General features: G+C 72.8%; 17 protein-coding genes and 1 tRNA gene. 9 read left to right on the top strand and 9 right to left on the bottom strand.

The features are described from left to right. Nucleotides 1–169 precede the first annotated feature (169 nt). The gene (locus PH191_RS15600) at nt 170–310 is read left to right on the top strand and encodes a hypothetical protein (protein WP_274195538.1); all 141 of its coding nucleotides are present in this window, start codon (nt 170–172) and stop codon (nt 308–310) included. A gap of 82 nt (nt 311–392) precedes the next feature. Here PH191_RS15600 and PH191_RS15595 read toward each other — a convergent pair whose 3' ends face one another. Continuing rightward, nucleotides 393–1607 carry an MFS transporter gene (locus PH191_RS15595; protein ID WP_274195537.1) on the bottom strand — a complete coding sequence of 405 codons (1215 nt, stop codon included), beginning with the start codon at nt 1605–1607 and terminating at the stop codon, nt 393–395. A gap of 162 nt (nt 1608–1769) precedes the next feature. Between PH191_RS15595 and PH191_RS15590 the strand changes: the two genes are divergently transcribed. Both PH191_RS15590 and PH191_RS15585 read left to right on the top strand, forming a co-directional pair. Beyond that, nucleotides 1770–2261, top strand: coding sequence for a DUF3145 domain-containing protein (locus PH191_RS15590; RefSeq protein WP_274195536.1), 492 nt, complete (start codon nt 1770–1772; stop codon nt 2259–2261). A 59-nt stretch (nt 2262–2320) separates the two neighbouring features. Continuing rightward, on the top strand, nt 2321–2926 hold the full coding sequence (locus PH191_RS15585) for a hypothetical protein (RefSeq protein ID WP_274195535.1): 606 nt from the start codon (nt 2321–2323) through the stop codon (nt 2924–2926). 12 nt (nt 2927–2938) lie between these two features. On the opposite strand, the gene PH191_RS15580 is transcribed toward PH191_RS15585, so the two are convergent. The 5 genes from PH191_RS15580 to PH191_RS15560 all read right to left on the bottom strand — a co-directional run bounded on the left by PH191_RS15580 (nt 2939) and on the right by PH191_RS15560 (nt 7764). After that, nucleotides 2939–4201, bottom strand: coding sequence for a beta-ketoacyl-[acyl-carrier-protein] synthase family protein (locus PH191_RS15580; protein ID WP_274195534.1), 1263 nt, complete (start codon nt 4199–4201; stop codon nt 2939–2941). Beyond that, nucleotides 4198–4440 carry an acyl carrier protein gene (locus PH191_RS15575; protein WP_274187924.1) on the bottom strand — a complete coding sequence of 81 codons (243 nt, stop codon included), beginning with the start codon at nt 4438–4440 and terminating at the stop codon, nt 4198–4200. The genes PH191_RS15580 and PH191_RS15575 overlap by 4 nt, the downstream gene beginning before the upstream one ends. A gap of 64 nt (nt 4441–4504) precedes the next feature. Continuing rightward, nucleotides 4505–5485 carry a beta-ketoacyl-ACP synthase III gene (locus PH191_RS15570; RefSeq protein WP_274195533.1) on the bottom strand — a complete coding sequence of 327 codons (981 nt, stop codon included), beginning with the start codon at nt 5483–5485 and terminating at the stop codon, nt 4505–4507. Continuing rightward, nucleotides 5482–6414 carry an ACP S-malonyltransferase gene (locus PH191_RS15565; protein WP_274195532.1) on the bottom strand — a complete coding sequence of 311 codons (933 nt, stop codon included), beginning with the start codon at nt 6412–6414 and terminating at the stop codon, nt 5482–5484. The genes PH191_RS15570 and PH191_RS15565 overlap by 4 nt, the downstream gene beginning before the upstream one ends. Nucleotides 6415–6561: 147 nt before the next feature. Then, nucleotides 6562–7764 carry a PucR family transcriptional regulator gene (locus PH191_RS15560; protein WP_274195531.1) on the bottom strand — a complete coding sequence of 401 codons (1203 nt, stop codon included), beginning with the start codon at nt 7762–7764 and terminating at the stop codon, nt 6562–6564. A 20-nt stretch (nt 7765–7784) separates the two neighbouring features. On the opposite strand from PH191_RS15560, the gene PH191_RS15555 reads away from it, so the two are divergent. Then, on the top strand, nt 7785–8444 hold the full coding sequence (locus tag PH191_RS15555) for a pirin family protein (RefSeq protein ID WP_274195530.1): 660 nt from the start codon (nt 7785–7787) through the stop codon (nt 8442–8444). A 160-nt stretch (nt 8445–8604) separates the two neighbouring features. Here the strand turns inward: PH191_RS15555 and PH191_RS15550 are convergent, their stop codons facing one another. Both PH191_RS15550 and aceE read right to left on the bottom strand, forming a co-directional pair. After that, a complete protein-coding gene (locus PH191_RS15550; RefSeq protein WP_116710338.1) occupies nt 8605–8808 on the bottom strand; it encodes a cold-shock protein in 204 nt (67 codons plus the stop codon). 277 nt (nt 8809–9085) lie between these two features. Continuing rightward, nucleotides 9086–11869 carry a pyruvate dehydrogenase (acetyl-transferring), homodimeric type gene (gene aceE, locus PH191_RS15545; protein WP_274195529.1) on the bottom strand — a complete coding sequence of 928 codons (2784 nt, stop codon included), beginning with the start codon at nt 11867–11869 and terminating at the stop codon, nt 9086–9088. 312 nt (nt 11870–12181) lie between these two features. On the opposite strand from aceE, the gene PH191_RS15540 reads away from it, so the two are divergent. The 3 genes from PH191_RS15540 to PH191_RS15530 all read left to right on the top strand — a co-directional run bounded on the left by PH191_RS15540 (nt 12182) and on the right by PH191_RS15530 (nt 13289). Then, nucleotides 12182–12619 (top strand): DUF3052 domain-containing protein, encoded by a 438-nt coding sequence (locus tag PH191_RS15540; RefSeq protein ID WP_274195528.1) that lies wholly within the window; start codon nt 12182–12184, stop codon nt 12617–12619. Between the two features lie 60 nt (nt 12620–12679). Then, nucleotides 12680–13141, top strand: coding sequence for a peroxiredoxin (locus PH191_RS15535; protein WP_274195527.1), 462 nt, complete (start codon nt 12680–12682; stop codon nt 13139–13141). 76 nt (nt 13142–13217) lie between these two features. Then, a tRNA-Val gene (locus tag PH191_RS15530) sits at nt 13218–13289 on the top strand. Between the two features lie 318 nt (nt 13290–13607). Here PH191_RS15530 and gvpO read toward each other — a convergent pair. Beyond that, nucleotides 13608–14012, bottom strand: a complete 405-nt coding sequence (gvpO, locus tag PH191_RS15525) for a gas vesicle protein GvpO (protein WP_274195837.1) — start codon at nt 14010–14012, stop codon at nt 13608–13610. Nucleotides 14013–14366: 354 nt separating this feature from the next. Between gvpO and PH191_RS15520 the strand changes: the two genes are divergently transcribed. Further along, nucleotides 14367–14522: a hypothetical protein gene (locus PH191_RS15520; protein WP_274195526.1), complete on the top strand. Its 156-nt coding sequence runs from the start codon at nt 14367–14369 to the stop codon at nt 14520–14522. A gap of 601 nt (nt 14523–15123) precedes the next feature. After that, nucleotides 15124–16038 carry a PRC and DUF2382 domain-containing protein gene (locus PH191_RS15515; RefSeq protein WP_274195525.1) on the top strand — a complete coding sequence of 305 codons (915 nt, stop codon included), beginning with the start codon at nt 15124–15126 and terminating at the stop codon, nt 16036–16038. Nucleotides 16039–16436: the final 398 nt, after the last annotated feature.

The following is a 16436-nucleotide window of genomic DNA, read 5'->3' as shown; positions in this document are numbered from 1 at the left end:
GACGCACCGCCGGATGTGACAGTCCGGTCGCTCTCCGTCAGCGCGGAGAGCGGCCGGTGGTCGCACCGACGTCGCGGCTCGGCCCACCACGCAGCGTGTGCGATGGGCCACGTCCGTGGCGGCGGGCCCGACCCGTCGACCGACCCCCAGAGATCCGAAGGGAACCCCCGTGGCCGACTCGAACTGGCACCGCGACTCCAACTGGCACTTCGCCGACTCGAACTGGCACCGGGACTCGAACTGGCACTTCACCGACTCCAACTGGCACTTCGCCGACTCCAACTGGCACCGGGACTCGAACTGGCACTAGGTCCGGACCCCGGCAGTCGTGTTGCCGGCTGGTATCGCTCGCCGGGCGAGCGATACCAGCCGGTCATCACGCCCGGGCCCGGTCACGACGCGCGGGCGCGGTGCCAGGCGACGGCGCACAGGAGCGCCACGACGACGCCGAGCGCGCCGGCGAGCGCCACGGCCGTCGCCGGCCCGGTCCGCTCGGCGAGCAGACCCGCGACGAGCACCCCGAGGCCCTGCGTGACGCGCAGGGCCGTCACCGCGAGCCCGAAGGCCTGGCCGCGGTGCGCGTCGGGCACCGCGGCGACGAAGGCGGCGTTCGCCGGCACCTGGTAGGCGCACGCCAGCCCCGAGACCACCCACAGCGCGATCACCCCGCCCAGCGGCGGATCGAGCGCGGAGGCGACGAGCGGGACGCACGAGAGCACCGCGAGCGGCCCGAGCAGCCGGTCGCGCCGCGCGGGCGGGACGAGGCGGGCGAGCAGGACGATGCCGAGCGCCGCCCCGAGCGGGTTGGCGGCGAGCAGCAGGCCCACGGTCACCGGCCCGCCGCCCAGCGACGCCGCGTACGGCGCCGCCAGGCCCTCCACCGTCACGACGAACGCCGACACGCAGGCGAGCGCGACCAGGGAGCGCAGGCGCCGGTCGCCCACGACGATCCGGGCGCCGTCGCGCAGGCGGACGCCGGCGTCGTCGGGGACCCCGCCCGTGGCCCGTTGCTCCGCCACCCCGACCTGCAGGATCAGCGCCGAGACGACGAACGTCGCGGCGTCGGCGAGCAGGGCGACCGGCACCCCGACGAGGGCCACCAGCGGCCCGCCGAGCGCGAACCCGAGGACCTGCCCGCTCTGGTAGGTCGTGCCGGACACCGCCGACGCGACGACGTAGCGCTCCCCGGTGAGCACGTGGGGCAGGATCGCCGCCCGCGCGGCGGCGAACGGCGCGGCGATCAGCTGGCCCGCGACGACCAGCCCGCACAGCACCGCGAACGGCATCCCGGGCACGGCCATGAGGGCGAGCACCCCGGCGCGCAGGAGGTCGCTCACGACCATCGTCAGCCGGCGCGGGGCGCGGTCGGCGATGCCGGAGAGCAGGGGACCGGCGACGAGGTCGGGCAGGAAGGTCAGGGCGTAGGTCAGCGCGGTGAGCCCCGCCGACCCCGTCTCGGTGAACACGAGGACGGCGAGGGCGACGCGGGCGACCTGGTCGCCGAGGACCGAGAGCAGCTGGGCCGCCCAGAGGGCCCGGAACTGGGCGTCGGCGAAGACGTCCCCGAACCGCGCACCGCCCGTGTGCGGACCGTGATCGTCGGTCACGGTACGACGACTCTACGGACAGGAAAGTCGACACGCCCGAGATCCGGGGGGCACTGGCGCCACACCCGTCCCACGGTGCACACTGCAGCGCTGGGTGATCCAGAGGACCGAAGTTCGCGAGGACGTTGGGGAAGGCGCTTCTCGTCGAGCCGGAGGTCAGCAGTGAGCACCCGTGGCGTTGTCTACGTCCACTCGTCGCCGTCTGCGGTCGGCCCGCACGTCGAGTGGGCGCTCTCGAGCGTCCTCGACGCTCGGGTCGTGCTGAACTGGTCCGCGCAGGACGCGGCACCAGGGACGGTGCGTGCCGAGTGCACGTGGGTGGGTCCCACGGGCACCGCGGCCCGTTTGGCGACCGCTCTGCGCGCCTGGGGGATGGTGCGCTTCGAGATCACCGAGGACCCCTCCCCGGGCACGGACGGCGAGCGCTTCAGCCACGTCCCCGGCCTGGGCCTGTGGCACGGCCGGACGAGCGCCAACGGCGACATCGTCCTCGGTGAGGACCAGGTCCGGACCGCCCTCGCCGGCGCTGGGACCCGCGAGGCGCTGACCCGTCGGCTCGACGACCTGCTCGGCACCCGGTGGGACGCCGCGCTCGAGGAGTTCCGCTACGCCGGCGACGGCGCCGCGTCCGCCCGCCTGCACCAGGTCGGCTAGTCCTGGCCTCCCCACCTACCGGCGGGAGCGTGTCGGGGGGTACTGGCAGGGTGGGAGCCATGCTCGGTCGGTTGCGGGACGGCGCCCTCGCCGACCGCCTGCGTCCCGGCATCCTCGTGCCCGTCGTGCTGGCCCTCGCGCTGGCGCTGATCGTCGTGGCCGGGGCCGTGCTCGGCGCCCGTGCCGCCACCGTCGCCCGGGCCGCGGTGGGCGACACCGGGCCGGTGCTCGTGGGCGCGGAGCTGCCCGCCGACGGCTCCGCGGGCCCGCCGACCGTGGTGCTGTCCGCGTCGGCGGCCGCGCACCCGCAGTCGGGCGCGGTCCGCGACCTGCTCCAGCGCTGGACCGACGCCCGCAACAGCGGTGACCTGTCCGCCTACCGGGCGACGCTCGTCCCGGACGCCCGCGTGGACGCGACCGCCTTCGCGGCGGCCGCGCGCACCCAGCGCGTGGGGTCGGTCGTGGTGCGCCGCATCGACCCCGTGGCCGGCGGCGAGCTGGTCGTGCCGCTGGGGTACGTCACCACCCAGGACCCGGCCGACGCGCCCGCGGACGTGCGGGTGCCGCGGCTGTGCTGGCAGGTCGGGGCCGTCGTCGAGACCGATCGGGGCGAGCCCCGTCTCGTCGACCCCCGACCCGGCAGCCAGCTGCGGACGCCCTGTTAGGGGGAACGAACCTCAGGCAGGCGTGATCGCCAGGCACACGTTGTGCCCGCCGAAGCCGAACGAGTCGCTGATCGCGGCGTCGAGCGACACCTTGCGTGCGTCGCCCGCGACGACGTCGAGGGTGACGTCGGGGTCGAGCTCCTCGAGGTTCGCGGTGGGCGGCACGAGGCCCTCGCGCACCGACAGGATCGTCGTGATCGCCTCGACGGCGCCGGCGGCGCCGAGCAGGTGACCCAGCGAGCCCTTGGGCGCGGTGAGCACGGGGTGCTCGCCGATCGCCTTCTTGACGGCCACGGTCTCGGCCACGTCGCCCACCGAGGTGGCGGTGGCGTGGCAGTTCACGTGGCCCACGTCGGACGGGTCGAGACCCGCGGTGCGCAGCGCGGCCGCGATGGCCCGCGACTGGCCCGTTCCCTCGGGGTCGGGCGCGGTGATGTGGTACGCGTCGGCGCTGGTGCCGATGCCGGCGACGCGCCCGTGCACCGTGGCCCCCCGGGCCTGCGCGAACTCCTCGCGCTCGAGCACGACGATGCCGGAGCCCTCGCCGAGCACGAAGCCGTTGCGGCCGGTGTCGAACGGGCGCGAAGCACGCTCGGGCTCGTCGTTGCGCATCGCCATGGTGCGGGCCTGGCTGAAGCCGGCGAGCGTGATCGGGTGGATGCACGCCTCGGTGCCCCCGGCCACGACCACGTCGACCTCGTTCGCCTGCAGCATCCGCCAGCCCCAGGCGATGGCCTCGGCGCCCGAGGCGCAGGCCGACACGGGCGCGTGGACGCCCGCCGCGGCGCCGAGCTCCAGGCCGACGTGCGCGGCCGGGCCGTTCGGCATGAGCATCGGGATGGTGAGCACCGAGACCTTGCGCAGGCCCTGCTGCTCGAGGATGTCGTCCTGGCCGAGCAGGGTCAGCGCGCCGCCGATGCCGGTGCCGATGATGACGGCGAGCCGGAGCCCGTCGACCTTCGGCGAGCCGTCCTCGGTGGACGGGTAGTCGCCGAGGTCCGCGTGCGCCCAGGCCTCGCGGGCCGCGACGATCGCGGTCTGCTCGCTGCGGTCGAGGCGCCGGGCCTCGACGCGCTTGATCGTCTCGGTCGGCTCCGTCGCGAGCTGCGCGGCGATCTTGACCGGCAGCTCGAACGTGTCGATCCATTCCGCGTCGATGGTGGAGACGCCGCTGCGACCGGCCAGGAGGCCGTCCCACGTGGTCGCCACGTCGCCGCCGAGCGGGGTCGTCGCTCCCATGCCGGTGACGACGACCCCCTGGCCGGTGGCGCTCACGAGTGCGAGGAGATGTAGTCGACGGCGTCCTGCACCGTGGTCAGCTTGGCCAGCTCGTCGTCGGGGATCTTGACGCCGAACTTGTCCTCGGCCTGCACGGCGATCTCCACCATGGAGAGCGAGTCGATGTCGAGGTCGTCGACGAACGACTTCTCGGAGGTGACCTCCGCGGCGTCGACGCCGGCGACCTCCTCCACGATGCTCGCGAGGTCGGGCAGGATCTCTTCGTTGGTCGCCACTGGCTCCCTTTCTCGTGCTTCTCTTCGTTCGGTGCGCGCCGTGCGGTGCGCACCGTAGGACGTTTCAGGGCAGGACGACGACCTGCCCCGCGTACGACAGGCCGGCGCCGAAGCCGATGAGCAGCGCCACGTCGCCGGACCGCGCGCGCCCGGCGCCGCGCATGTGGTCGATGGCCATCGGGATCGAGGCCGACGACGTGTTGCCGGAGTACTGGATGTCGTCGGCGACGCGCAGGTCGTCGCGGGCCCCGGCCTGGCGCAGGCGCTTCGCGATCGCCTCGACGATGCGCAGGTTGGCCTGGTGGGGGACGAGCACGTCGATGTCGGCGGGGGTCAGGCCGGCGGCCTCGACGGCGCGCAGCGCGACCGGCGCGATCTTGGTGGTGGCCCAGCGGAAGACCGCCTGGCCCTCCTGGCGCAGCGCGTCCGTCTCATCGATGTGGATCGTGGAGACGAGGTCGCCCGCCGCGCCCCAGACGACCGGGCCGACGCCGACCTCGTCCTCGGTGGTCGCCGGTCCGATCACCGCGGCGCCCGCCCCGTCGGCGAAGATGATGCAGGTCGAGCGGTCGTCCATGTCCAGCCAGTCGGAGAGCTTCTCCGAGCCGATCACGAGCACGTGGCGCGCCGTGCCCGAGCGGATCATGTCGCCGGCCATGCCGACGCCGTAGCAGAAGCCGGCGCAGGCGGTGTTGACGTCGAACGCCCCGATGCCGTTGACCCCGATGCGGTCGGCGGTCTGCGCCGCGGCGTTCGGGATCGGCTTGGACATCGTGCAGGTGGCGACGATGACGGCGTCGAGGTCGGTGGGGGAGACGCCGGCGTCGGCCAGGGCCTTGGACCCGGCGTCGACGCCCATCGACACCACCGAGTCCTCGGCGCTGCCGAAGCGCCGCTCGATGATGCCGACACGGCTCTGGATCCACGCGTCGTTGGTCTCGACGCGCTTCTCGAGGTCGTGGTTCGTGATCACGGTGTCGGGCTGCATGCTGCCGAGCCCGAGGATGCGGGCCCCGGCGACGGGCGGCGTCAGCTGGATCTTCACGCGTGCTCCCCGATCGTCTGCGCGGCCTTCTCCAGGTCGTCCGGTGCGTTCACGTTGACGACGGCGGTCCCCTTGATCGCGCGCTTGACCATCCCGGTGAGGGTGCCCGCGGGCGTCAGCTCGATGACGGCGTCGACGCCCCGCGCGGCGAGGGTGTCCATGCAGGAGTCCCAGCGCACCGAGCGCGTCACCTGGGCCACGAGGCGGTCGATGAACTCGCCGCCGTCGGTGACCACCGCGCCGTCGGCGTTCTGCAGCAGGGGGTGCGAGGGGGCCGCCGGGGCGAGCTGGTCGCGGTGCTCGCCGACCCAGGTGCCCAACGCCTTCTCGGCGGGCTCCATGAAGCGCGTGTGGAACGCGCCGGCCACGGACAGCGCGCGGACCCGGGCGCCCTCGGGCGGGTTCTCGACGAGCGCGTCGATGGCGTCCTTGCGGCCGGCGGCGACCACCTGACCGGACCCGTTGCGGTTGGCCGGTTCGAGGTCGAGTTCGGCGAGGCGGGCGAGCACGGCGTCGGCGTCCCCGCCGAGGACGGCGGCCATCGAGGTCGGCTCCTCGGCACACGCGGCGGCCATCTCCCGCCCGCGGACGGCCGCGAGGGCGACGGCCTGCTCGGCGTCGATGACCTCGGCGATCGCCGCGGCGGCGAGCTCGCCCACGGAGTGGCCGGCCACCACGGCGTCGTCGGGGACGGTCACCTCGAGCCGGAGCTGGTCCCACGCGAGCAGCGCGGACGCCACGAGCAGCGGCTGCGTCACGGCGGTGTCCTCGATGGCGGCGGCGTCCGCCTCGACACCGAGGTGCACGAGGTCGAGCCCGGCCGCGTCGGAGAACGCCTGGAGCCGTCCACGGGCCTCGGGCCGGTCGAGCCACGGGGCGAGCATGCCGGGCTTCTGGGCGCCCTGACCGGGGGCGAGGATCGCGATCACGTGGCCACCTCATCACGACCCCCCGTCGGGCCGAAGGCGTCGGGGCGACGAACTCGCGTCCGCCGTGGTTGTGGAGTTCCCACAATGCCCCGGATCACACACCCCCGACCAGAGGCGGTGTGGACCACATCGATGCAGGTCAGGGGCTCATCCCGGTGATGTTCCGGAGTGCAACCGATCGAGGACGAGTGCGAGCCGCAGCACCAGTGCGCCGCGCGCCTCGCCGGGGTGGCGGCCCGTGACCTCGGCCACCCGGCGCAGCCGATAGCGGACGGTGTTGGGGTGCACGTAGAGCGCCCGGGCCGCGGCCTCGAGCACCCCGGAGACGTCCAGGTAGCTCTCGACGGTGGTCGTGAGCTCGCCGCCGGCCTCGCGCAGCGGCGCCGCGACCTCGCGACGCAGCTGCTCGACGGCCCCGGCGTCGCCGTCGAGCACCCGCTCGGGGAGCAGGTCGTCGGCGGCCACGGGGCGCGGGGCACCCGGCCACGCCCGGACCGCGCGGTGCCCGGCCAGCGCGCGCGTCGCGCTGAGGTGGGCCTCGGTGAGCCCGGCGACCGTGGGTCCGGCGACGACCGCGCCCGGCCCGAACGACGCCGACAGCTCGTCCAGCGGCGCCCCCGGCCCGGCGATCATCACGAGCTTCGCGCCGTGCGTCCCGAGCAGCACCGTCGCCCCGGCGCGGTGGGCCGCGCGCCGCACCGCGTGCAGCGGCTCGGGCGGCTCCTCGGCGGGCGGCTCGCCCACCAGGACGGTGGTCTCGGCGGCCGGGTCCCAGCCCAGCGCCGACGCGCGCGAGAGCAGCGTCTCCGCCGCCTCGCCGCGCACGACGGCGTCGACCACCAGCGCCTCGAGCCGCGCGTCCCACGCGCCGCGGGCCTCGGCGGCGCTCGCGTAGACCGTCGCCGCGGAGAACGCGACCTCGCGGCCGAAGCGCAGCACCGCGTGCTCCAGCGCGGCCCGCTCGGCCTCGTCGGCACCGAGGCGGGGGATGCGCTCCTCGAACACCGCGATCGCGATGCGCACCAGCTCCACGGTCTGGCGCAGCGTCACGCGGCGGGCGAGGTCGAGCGGGGCGCTGCGGAAGGCCTCGGCGGTGAGCCGCGGGGTGGCGTCGGGATCGCGCAGCCAGGCGACGAAGTTCGCGGCGCCGGTCTGGGTGACCAGCAGGACCCCGGACCGCTGCTCGGCGGTCAGGCGCGTGAACCAGGGCAGGCGGGCCGCCATCGCGGCGACACCGGCGTTGGCGACCTCGCCGGAGGAACGCTCGAGGCGGCGCAGCGTCGTGGCCCGCACGGGCCTGCGACCTCCCGCGGCGCGGCCGGGCAGCCCCGGGACCGCGGCGCTGGTCATGGACGGGGAGCATGGCACGGATGGCGACCGTCCGGATCCGTCCGCGCGACGAGCGCCCGCTCAGCGAGGGCGACGGGGTGCGCTCGCGCCACGGGCTGTCGTTCGGGGCGCACTACGACCCGGAGCGCACCTCGTTCGGCGCCCTCGTCGCGCACAACGACGACGAGCTCGCCGCGGGCGTCGCGTACGGGGCCCACGAGCACCGCGACGTCGAGATCCTGGCGTGGGTCGTCGACGGGACGATGATCCACACGGGACCCGACGGCGTCGACACGCCCGCGCCCGCCGGCACCCTGCAGCACCTCGTCGCCGGCACCGGCTGGCACCACGACGAGCGGGCCGCTCGAGAGTCGCCCGCGCACCTCGTGCAGGTCTGGATCACGCCGGGGATGGACGACCCGCCGCCGGGGGAGCCGTCGCTGACCCACCACCGGCCCGACCTCGCCGCCGGGCCCTTCGTGCTCGGGCTGCGCCGTCCCGGCGTGACGGTGACGGTCGCGCGGCTCGCCGCCGACGACGCGTGGTCCCCGGCCGACGGGGAGTTCCGGCACGTGCACGTGGCCCGGGGCGCGCTGGAGGACGCCTCGACCGGCGACAGCCTCGAGATCACCGGCAGCGGGGCGGTCGAGCTCCGTGCGAGCGCCGACGGCGCCGAGCTGGTGGTCGTCACCACGGCCTGACCCGGGCGCGCGATGGTGGGAGCGAGGGCGTCCCTCGGTGCGTAGGACGCAGTCGGGGTGACCCTCGCTCCGCGTACCCACCCGACCCCGGACACACGACGGGGGCGGGGCGTCTCCCGACGCCCCGCCCCCGAAATCGTGAGGTGACTCCGCCGAGTCCTTACAGCGGCGTGACCTGAACGGCCTGCAGGCCCTTCTGGCCCTGCTCGACGTCGAACGAGACGCGCTGACCCTCGTCCAGGGTGCGGAAGCCGCGAGCCTGGATGGCCGAGTAGTGGACGAACACGTCAGCGCCACCACCGTCGGGAGCGAGGAAGCCGAAGCCCTTCTCGCTGTTGAACCACTTGACGGTGCCTTCTGCCATTCCTGCTCCTCATACCGATGTCACGAGGCGTCGATCAGCCCCGACCTTCAGATCCGCCGCCGGAGCCGGGAGCTCCGGAACGTCGGAGCCGCGCCGCCAGGATCGTCCGGGGGCGTCCGGGCGGCGTGACGGCGACAGCCTATCCGGAAGGACGGGGTGGGAGACCAGCCCCGACATCGACTCCCGCGACGAACGGTCATCGGACGATTACGCCGGGCGCGCCGAGGCGGCCCCGCCCACCGGGTCGGCGTGTCACCGCCGGCCCGGTGGACGCGGCTCAGGCGACGCCGGAGTCCGAGGTCTGCGGGCCCGCCGCCTGGGGGTCGTCGATCCGGTACCGCGCCGCGGCGCGGACGACGGTGTCGTGCCCGACCTCGCCGCGCCGCGCGAGCGCCGCGAGGATGCCGACGACGATGTTCTCGGCGTCGACGCCGAAGTGTCGCCGCACCGCCGGGCGGGTGTCGGACAGGCCGAACCCGTCGGTGCCGAGGACGGTGAAGTCGCCCGGCACCCACTTGCGGATCAGGTCCGGAACGGCCTTCATCCAGTCCGACACCGCGAGCACCGGGCCGGCCGCGTCCGCGAGTGCCTGCGTCACGTACGCCGTGCGCGGGTCGGCGTCGGGGTGCGCGTGGTTGTGGTCGTCGGTGTCGACGCCGTCGCGGCGCAGCTCGGTCCACGACGTCGCCGACCACACGTCGGCCTGCACGCCCCACTCCTGCGCCAGCATCTCCTGCGCCGTGAGCGCCCACGGCATGGCGACGCCCGAGGCGAGGATCTGGGCCCGCGGGCCCGGGCCGCCGGGGGCCTGGGCGTAGCGGTAGAGCCCGCGCAGCAGCCCGTCGACGTCGAGGCCGTCGGGCTCCGCCGGCTGCTGGTAGGGCTCGTTGTAGACCGTCAGGTAGTAGCTGACGTTGGGGTCGCGGTGCGGGTCGGGCTCGCCGTACATGCGGGTCAGGCCGTCGCGCACGATGTGCGCGATCTCGAAGCCGTAGGCCGGGTCGTAGTGCACGATCCCGGGGTTCGTGGCCGCGAGCAGCACCGAGTGGCCGTCGTTGTGCTGCAGGCCCTCGCCGACCAGCGTCGAGCGGCCCGCGGTGGCGCCGAGCAGGAAGCCGCGCGCCAGCTGGTCGGTCGCCGCCCAGATGCCGTCGCCGGTGCGCTGGAACCCGAACATCGAGTAGAAGATGTAGATCGGGATCATCGGCTCGCCGTGCGTGGCGTACGACGTGCCGACGGCGGTGAACGAGGCCACCGAGCCGGCCTCGTTGATGCCCTCGTGCATCAGCTGGCCCGCCTCGGACTCGCGGTAGGCGAGCAACTGGTCGTGGTCGACCGACGTGTAGAGCTGGCCCTGCGGGTTGTAGATCTTGAGGTTCGAGAAGAACGAGTCCATCCCGAAGGTGCGCGCCTCGTCCGGGATGATCGGGACGACCCGCTTGCCGATCTCGGCGTCGCGGGTGAGCTCCTTGACCAGGCGGACGAACGCCATCGTCGTGGCGATCTCCTGCTTGCCCGAGCCGCGCCGCACGACGTCGTAGACCTTGTCGCCGGGCAGCACCAGCGGCTTCGCGTGCGTGCGGCGCTCCGGGAGGGGACCGCCGAGCTGCCGGCGGCGGTCGAGCATGTACTCGATCTCGGGGGCGTCCGGGCCGGGGTGGTAGTACGGCGGCAGGTACGGGTCGCGCTCGAGCTCGGCGTCGGTGATCGGCACGCGGACCTCGTCGCGGAACGTCTTGAGGTCCTGGAGCGTCAGCTTCTTCATCTGGTGGGTCGCGTTGCGGCCCTCGAACGTCGGGCCGAGCGTGTAGCCCTTGATCGACTTCGCCAGGATGACCGTCGGGCGGCCCTGGTGCTCCATCGCGGCCTGGTAGGCGGCGTAGACCTTGCGGTAGTCGTGCGCGCCGCGCTTGAGGTTCCAGACGTCGGCGTCGGAGAGGTCCTTGACCAGCTCCTTCGTCCGCGGGTCGCGGCCGAAGAAGTGCTCGCGGACGTAGGCGCCGTCGTTGGCCTTGTAGGTCTGGAAGTCGCCGTCCGGGGTGGTGTTCATGAGGTTGATCAGCGCGCCGTCCCGGTCGGCGTGCAGCAGCCGGTCCCACTCACGGCCCCAGATCACCTTCACGACGTTCCAGCCGGCGCCGCGGAAGAACGACTCGAGCTCCTGGATGACCTTGCCGTTGCCGTGCACCGGCCCGTCGAGGCGCTGCAGGTTGCAGTTGATGACGAAGGTCAGGTTGTCGAGGCCCTCGGCCGCCGCGACGTGGATGGCCCCCCGCGACTCCGGCTCGTCCATCTCGCCGTCGCCGAGGAACGCCCAGGTGTGCTGCTGGGAGGTGTCCTTCATCCCGCGGTTGTGCAGGTAGCGGTCGAAGCGCGCCTGGAAGATCGCGTTGATCGGGCCGAGGCCCATCGACACCGTCGGGTGCTCCCAGAACCCCGGCATCAGCCGCGGGTGCGGGTACGACGGCAGGCCGCCGCCGGGCCCGGCGTGCGAGAGCTCCTGGCGGAAGCCGTCGAGGTGCTGGGCGCCCAGGCGGCCCTCGAGGAAGGCGCGGGCGTAGATGCCGGGGGAGGCGTGGCCCTGGATGTAGACGTGGTCGCCGCCGCCGGGGTGGTCCTTGCCGCGGAAGAACCAGTTGAAGCCGACCTCGTACAGCGACGCCGCCGACGCGTAGGTCGAGATGTGCCCGCCGACCCCGACGCCCGGACGCTGCGCGCGGTGCACCATCGCCGCCGCGTTCCACCGGATCCACGCCCGGTAGCGCCGCTCGGTCTCCTCGTCGCCCGGGAACCACGGCTCCTGGTCGGTCGGGATCGTGTTGACGTAGTCCGTGGAGTACAGCGACGGCACCGAGACGCGGCGCTCCCGCGCGCGCTGGAGCAGCTGCAACATGATGTAGCGGGCGCGCTGCTCGCCCTGCCCCTCGAGCATCGCGTCGAAGGACTCGATCCACTCCGCGGTCTCGTCCGGGTCGATGTCGGGCAGGTGCGACGAGAGGCCGTCGCGGATGATGTGGACCCGGCCGGTGTCCGCGTTCGCGGTGCCCTTCTGGGTGGTCACGGCTCGATCTCCCTGTCGCTGGTGGGTCGACGGCCCGGGCCGGGTCCGGATCACGGGGTCCCTGGCCGGTGCTTCGGAACCGATTCTGCCCGGTCGTCCGGAACCGCGCCGTCCCGTCCCGGGCTCCGCGGCGGGCCCATGGTCACCTGCTCCGCCCCCGCCGTCACGTCTACCGACGGGTACGACGGGCGCGCCGACGGCGACCGTCCCCGCGTGGCTGGTTGCGCTGCGTGCGACGGCCGTGTTCTCTAAGCGCTTCGGACGGGTGACGTGCACCTAGCGGCGCCCGAGGACGAGGAGGGGGCACCAGGCGTGGTCGCGGCCACGGGAGATGCGGACAAGTCCGATCTCGCCGGGAAGCTCGGCATCGAGCCGGGGATGATCGTGCAGGAGCTGGGCTGGGACTCGGACGTCGACGAGGAGGTCCGGTCCGCAGTCGAGGACCGCTGCGGCGAGGACCTGCTCGACGAGGACGCCCAGGAGGTCGTCGACGTCGTGCTCCTCTGGTGGCGTGACGGGGACGGGGATCTCGTCGACACCCTCGTCGACGCGCGCACCCCGCTGACCGACACCGGAGTGGTCTGGGTGCTCACCCCCAAGACCGGCAACGACGGTCACGTCGAGCCCTCCGACATCGCGGAGGCGGCCCCCACCGCGGGGCTCTCGCAGACCTCCAACATCAGCGTGTCCGAGGCCTGGGTCGGCACCCGCCTCGTCGCGCCGAAGGCGTCGGCCCAGCGACGTCGATGACCTGCGCTCCTCGCTAGGCTGGCCGGGTTCTCGACCCGGACGGAACAGGAGACTGGTCAGATGACCGTCGAGGTGGGCTCGAAGGCCCCCGACTTCACGCTCAAGAACCAGGACGGGCAGGAGGTCTCGCTCGCCGACTTCGCCGGCGACAAGGCCGTCCTCCTGGTGTTCTTCCCCTTCGCGTTCTCCGGGATCTGCACCGGCGAGCTCTGCTCGGTGCGCGACGACCTGCCGTCGTTCCAGAACGACGACGTCCAGGTCGTCGGCGTCTCCTGCGACACCACCTGGTCGCTCAAGGTCTGGGCGCAGCAGGAGGGCTACGAGTTCCCGCTGCTCTCCGACTTCTGGCCCCACGGCGCGGTGTCCGAGTCCTACGGCGTCTTCAGCGCCGACCTGGGGTTCGCCTTCCGCGGCACGTTCCTGATCGACTCCGACGGCGTCGTGCGCTTCGCGGAGCACAACGGCCCCGGCGAGGCCCGCGACCAGCAGGGCTGGCGCGACGCGCTGAAGCAGCTGGCCTGACCGGACTCCCTGGCTTCCGGAGCGAACGTGCTGTTCGCTGCTTCTAGGCGGACGAACTCCCCGTTCGCTCCGGACCGGGCGCGTAGCTCAGCGGAAGAGCAACGGCCTTACAAGCCGTCGGTCGCAGGTTCGAATCCTGCCGCGCCCACGCAGGTCAGAGGCTTGCAGACGTCTATCCGCACGGCTTCGTGTCATCAATCGTGGTGCCGACCCGCACTTCGGTCGCACCATGACGTCCTCGTCGGCCTCGGCAGGGCGCCGCCGCGGGACGATCCAGAAGCTGCCCAGCGGGTCGCTCAGGGTGCGGGTCTACGCCGGCTACGACTGGGTCACTGAGCAACGGCCTCGCCGAGGTCGTGCCGGCCGGCCCGAAGGCGGCGGCTCAGGCCGAGAAGGTCCGAACGCGCCTGCTCGCCGAGGTCGACTCGGGTCGCCGCGGCGTGCTCGAGGTCGTCGACGGCTGAGGCTAACGCGATTGCTCGTTGTCTCCCCGTCCGCGCACGTAGTGGCGCATCCGACGATAGCCGAGAAGCTCTCCCCCTTCGTCGAAATCGACCTCGTACACGGCGATGACGTCGGTCGTCGAGGGCACACGTCGGGTTTCGACCACATCCATCGCCACGGTCCAGCCATCGTCGTCACGACGAAGGCCGGACAGGGCCTCCCACTGCCAATCCAGGTCGTTCGCGAATGCCTGGGCTGCGGTCAGGATTCGCCGGGCGCCGAGACGTTGCCTTGGCCGCCGAGAAGCCTCAGAACCATCAGATGTCCGCGGAGGGGCCTGGTCCTCGATGCGCGACGTGGCGGCTGAAGAACGAGCCTGTCCGATCCGTCTCCGCCGTGAGGGGCCCGCGTTCCCATCCTCGCTCATCGCCTCTGTTGCCCCACTCATTGCGCGAGCGAACCCGCACTGCGTGAGAGAGGGGAAAATTCCGACGACGACCGTAATCACCAGCCATCTTCTGGTGGAGCGACGTACTCCTTCAGATGCGCCGCACCTCATCGCCCGGCTCGTCCGGGCCGGGATCAGCCGTCTGCTGCGCAAGATCCGCGTCGACGAGAAGCTGACCCACAGCTCCAGCGGGGGAGTACATCGCCCGCTGCTCTCCGCATGGCAAGCCCTCCCAGATCGTCGGCTGGTCGTGCAGTACGTGCTGATGGTCTTCGTGGTCGTCTGCGCGGTCGGGACGCTGGACATTCCCGTGGTCTCCGGATCCATACCCTGGTGCTGTCCGACCTGCCCGACGTCCTCGCCGCGCGGCCGATCTTTCTGGTCGCGGCAGCTGTGGCACCGACGCTCGTCGTGGTGATCGCACTATTCATGATCCTCGACCAGCTCGGGATCGCCGCGACGATCGTGAACGCCACCTCATCGCCCTGATCGGCGCGATCGCGCCGGGTCGGCGCTGGCCTTCGGTCTCGGTGGCCGTGACGCCGCCGCCCGACCTGATCAATCCGGGGACCGCACGGCTCAAGCAGCAGTCGGACCAGGTCCAGGCCGAGCTCCAGGCCGGTCACAGCGTGCAATGGCTCAGGCCCAGCAGTACCCCGAGCAGTACGCCCAACCCGGGCCCTACAACGGCGACGGTACCGAGCCCCGCGCCCTGGGGGCCACGGAGGCGTTCCGCGCCCGCTGATCGACATCTCGACACCGCACGTGCTCCGGAGGGGGCGGCCCTCGTCGTGTCCGGACCGGCGGCGAAATTGCGCTGAACGGCTGTCGTCGCCATCGTAAATTGCTCCGATCGCCGCAGCGTTCGCAGGATTGGTCCTCCGGCTCGCCGGCCACCCTCCGTGGGACGCGGGCGGCGAACACTTCTTCGTCATCGCGGCAGCAATTCCGAGATCTTGCTGCTCCTCGTCCAGCATCGGGCGGGCCGCGTGTTCCTTGTTGTTCGACGTCTCGCCCGCGTCCGCGCGCCCCGAATCGATCGGGTGGGCAACCTGCGCAATGGGCTCGATCCGGAGGAGTTGTTCCGATCATGACCGTCAACCTCAGCGATCCTCGAGAGATGTACGGCGCTGCCGTCACCGGCAGCGACGGAGAGAAGCTCGGCAAGGTCGACACCGTCTACCTCGACAACCAGACCCAGCGCCCGGAATGGGCCGCGGTGACGACAGGGCTGTTCGGCAGCCATGTGTCCCTGGTCCCGCTGGCCACCGCCCACTACGACAACGGGCACCTGCAGGTCCCGTTCAGCAAGGACGAGGTCCGCAACGCCCCGCATCACGACCCGGGCCAACAACTGTCGGTCGACGACGAGCGGCAGCTGTTCGCCCACTACGGGGTCGACTACGGCGGTGACACCGCTACCGCGCGCACCGACGACAGCCCGACCGGCGGCGACCAGGTCGGCCGGCGTGAGCGCGACGAGCACACCGCCGCCGGCACCGGCCAGAGCCGTGGCACCGAACGCCGAGGCACCGAGCGCGACGGCGAGCACGAGGGCGCCGTCGGTCACGATACGTCGGGTCCCACCACTGACCAGGCGATGACGCGCTCGGAGGAGGAGCTGCGGGTCGGCACGCAGACCCAGGAGCGCGGGCGGGCGCGGCTGCGAAAGTACGTGGTCACCGAGAACGTGACCCAGACGGTGCCGGTGTCGCGCGAGGAGGTCCGCGTCGAGCGCGAGCCGATCACCGAGGCGAACGCTCCGGCCGCCCACGACGGCCCGTCGATCTCCGAGGAGGAGCACGAGGTCGTGCTGCACGAGGAGCGGCCCGTGGTCGGCAAGGAGACCGTGGCCAAGGAGCGGGTCCGTATGGACACCGAGACCCACCGCGATCACGAGCAGATCTCCGACGAGGTCCGCAAGGAGCAGATCGAGGCCACCGACGAGACTCAGTCCACCGGGACCACGGACGGCCGCACCGGGTCCGCTCAGACCCGGCGCTGAGCTCGACAGCGGCGGTGGTGGCGTCCTCGACGTGGAGCACGCCACCACCCGCCGCGAGTCGGCGGCCGATGGCGCGGCCGAGGTCGAAGCAGCGCTGTGCGGTGGGCGTGAGCTGTTGCACGACGCTTGACCGCGAGTGGCTCACCCGGACCGGCCATTCGGCAGGGCGGGCGGAGAGCAGGACGCGGGGTGGGAAGCGTCCCGCAACCTCTCGCCTGTCGATCAACTAGTCGGGCTGCGGCACGCTTCCGACGATCGAGGTGGGCGGGAGGGGCAGACGAGCGACCGTCGTCGAGCTCCGTTCGCGGCTGTGGTGGTGGTCCGTGAGCAGCGGGCCTGTGCCGGGTCCGCGCGATCTGGCCGGGCCGCGGGCTAGCGACCGGGCGACGCGGCAACCT

Source organism: Actinomycetospora callitridis, from assembly GCF_028737265.1.
Taxonomy (GTDB): domain Bacteria; phylum Actinomycetota; class Actinomycetes; order Mycobacteriales; family Pseudonocardiaceae; genus Actinomycetospora; species Actinomycetospora callitridis.
The sequence above is the reverse complement of the archived record's forward strand: the minus strand, read 5'-3'. Positions and strand labels throughout refer to the sequence as shown.

What these genes read in the sequence shown, in the direction of transcription:
- PH191_RS15585 (WP_274195535.1), top strand. Translation starts at nt 2,321, where the DNA reads ATGCTCGGTCGGTTGCGGGACGGCGCCCTCGCCGACCGCCTGCGTCCC.
- PH191_RS15560 (WP_274195531.1), bottom strand. Translation starts at nt 7,764, where the DNA reads ATGACCAGCGCCGCGGTCCCGGGGCTGCCCGGCCGCGCCGCGGGAGGT.
- PH191_RS15555 (WP_274195530.1), top strand. Translation starts at nt 7,785, where the DNA reads ATGGCGACCGTCCGGATCCGTCCGCGCGACGAGCGCCCGCTCAGCGAG.
- PH191_RS15550 (WP_116710338.1), bottom strand. Translation starts at nt 8,808, where the DNA reads ATGGCAGAAGGCACCGTCAAGTGGTTCAACAGCGAGAAGGGCTTCGGC.
- PH191_RS15535 (WP_274195527.1), top strand. Translation starts at nt 12,680, where the DNA reads ATGACCGTCGAGGTGGGCTCGAAGGCCCCCGACTTCACGCTCAAGAAC.
- gvpO (WP_274195837.1), bottom strand. Translation starts at nt 14,012, where the DNA reads ATGAGCGAGGATGGGAACGCGGGCCCCTCACGGCGGAGACGGATCGGA.
- PH191_RS15515 (WP_274195525.1), top strand. Translation starts at nt 15,124, where the DNA reads ATGACCGTCAACCTCAGCGATCCTCGAGAGATGTACGGCGCTGCCGTC.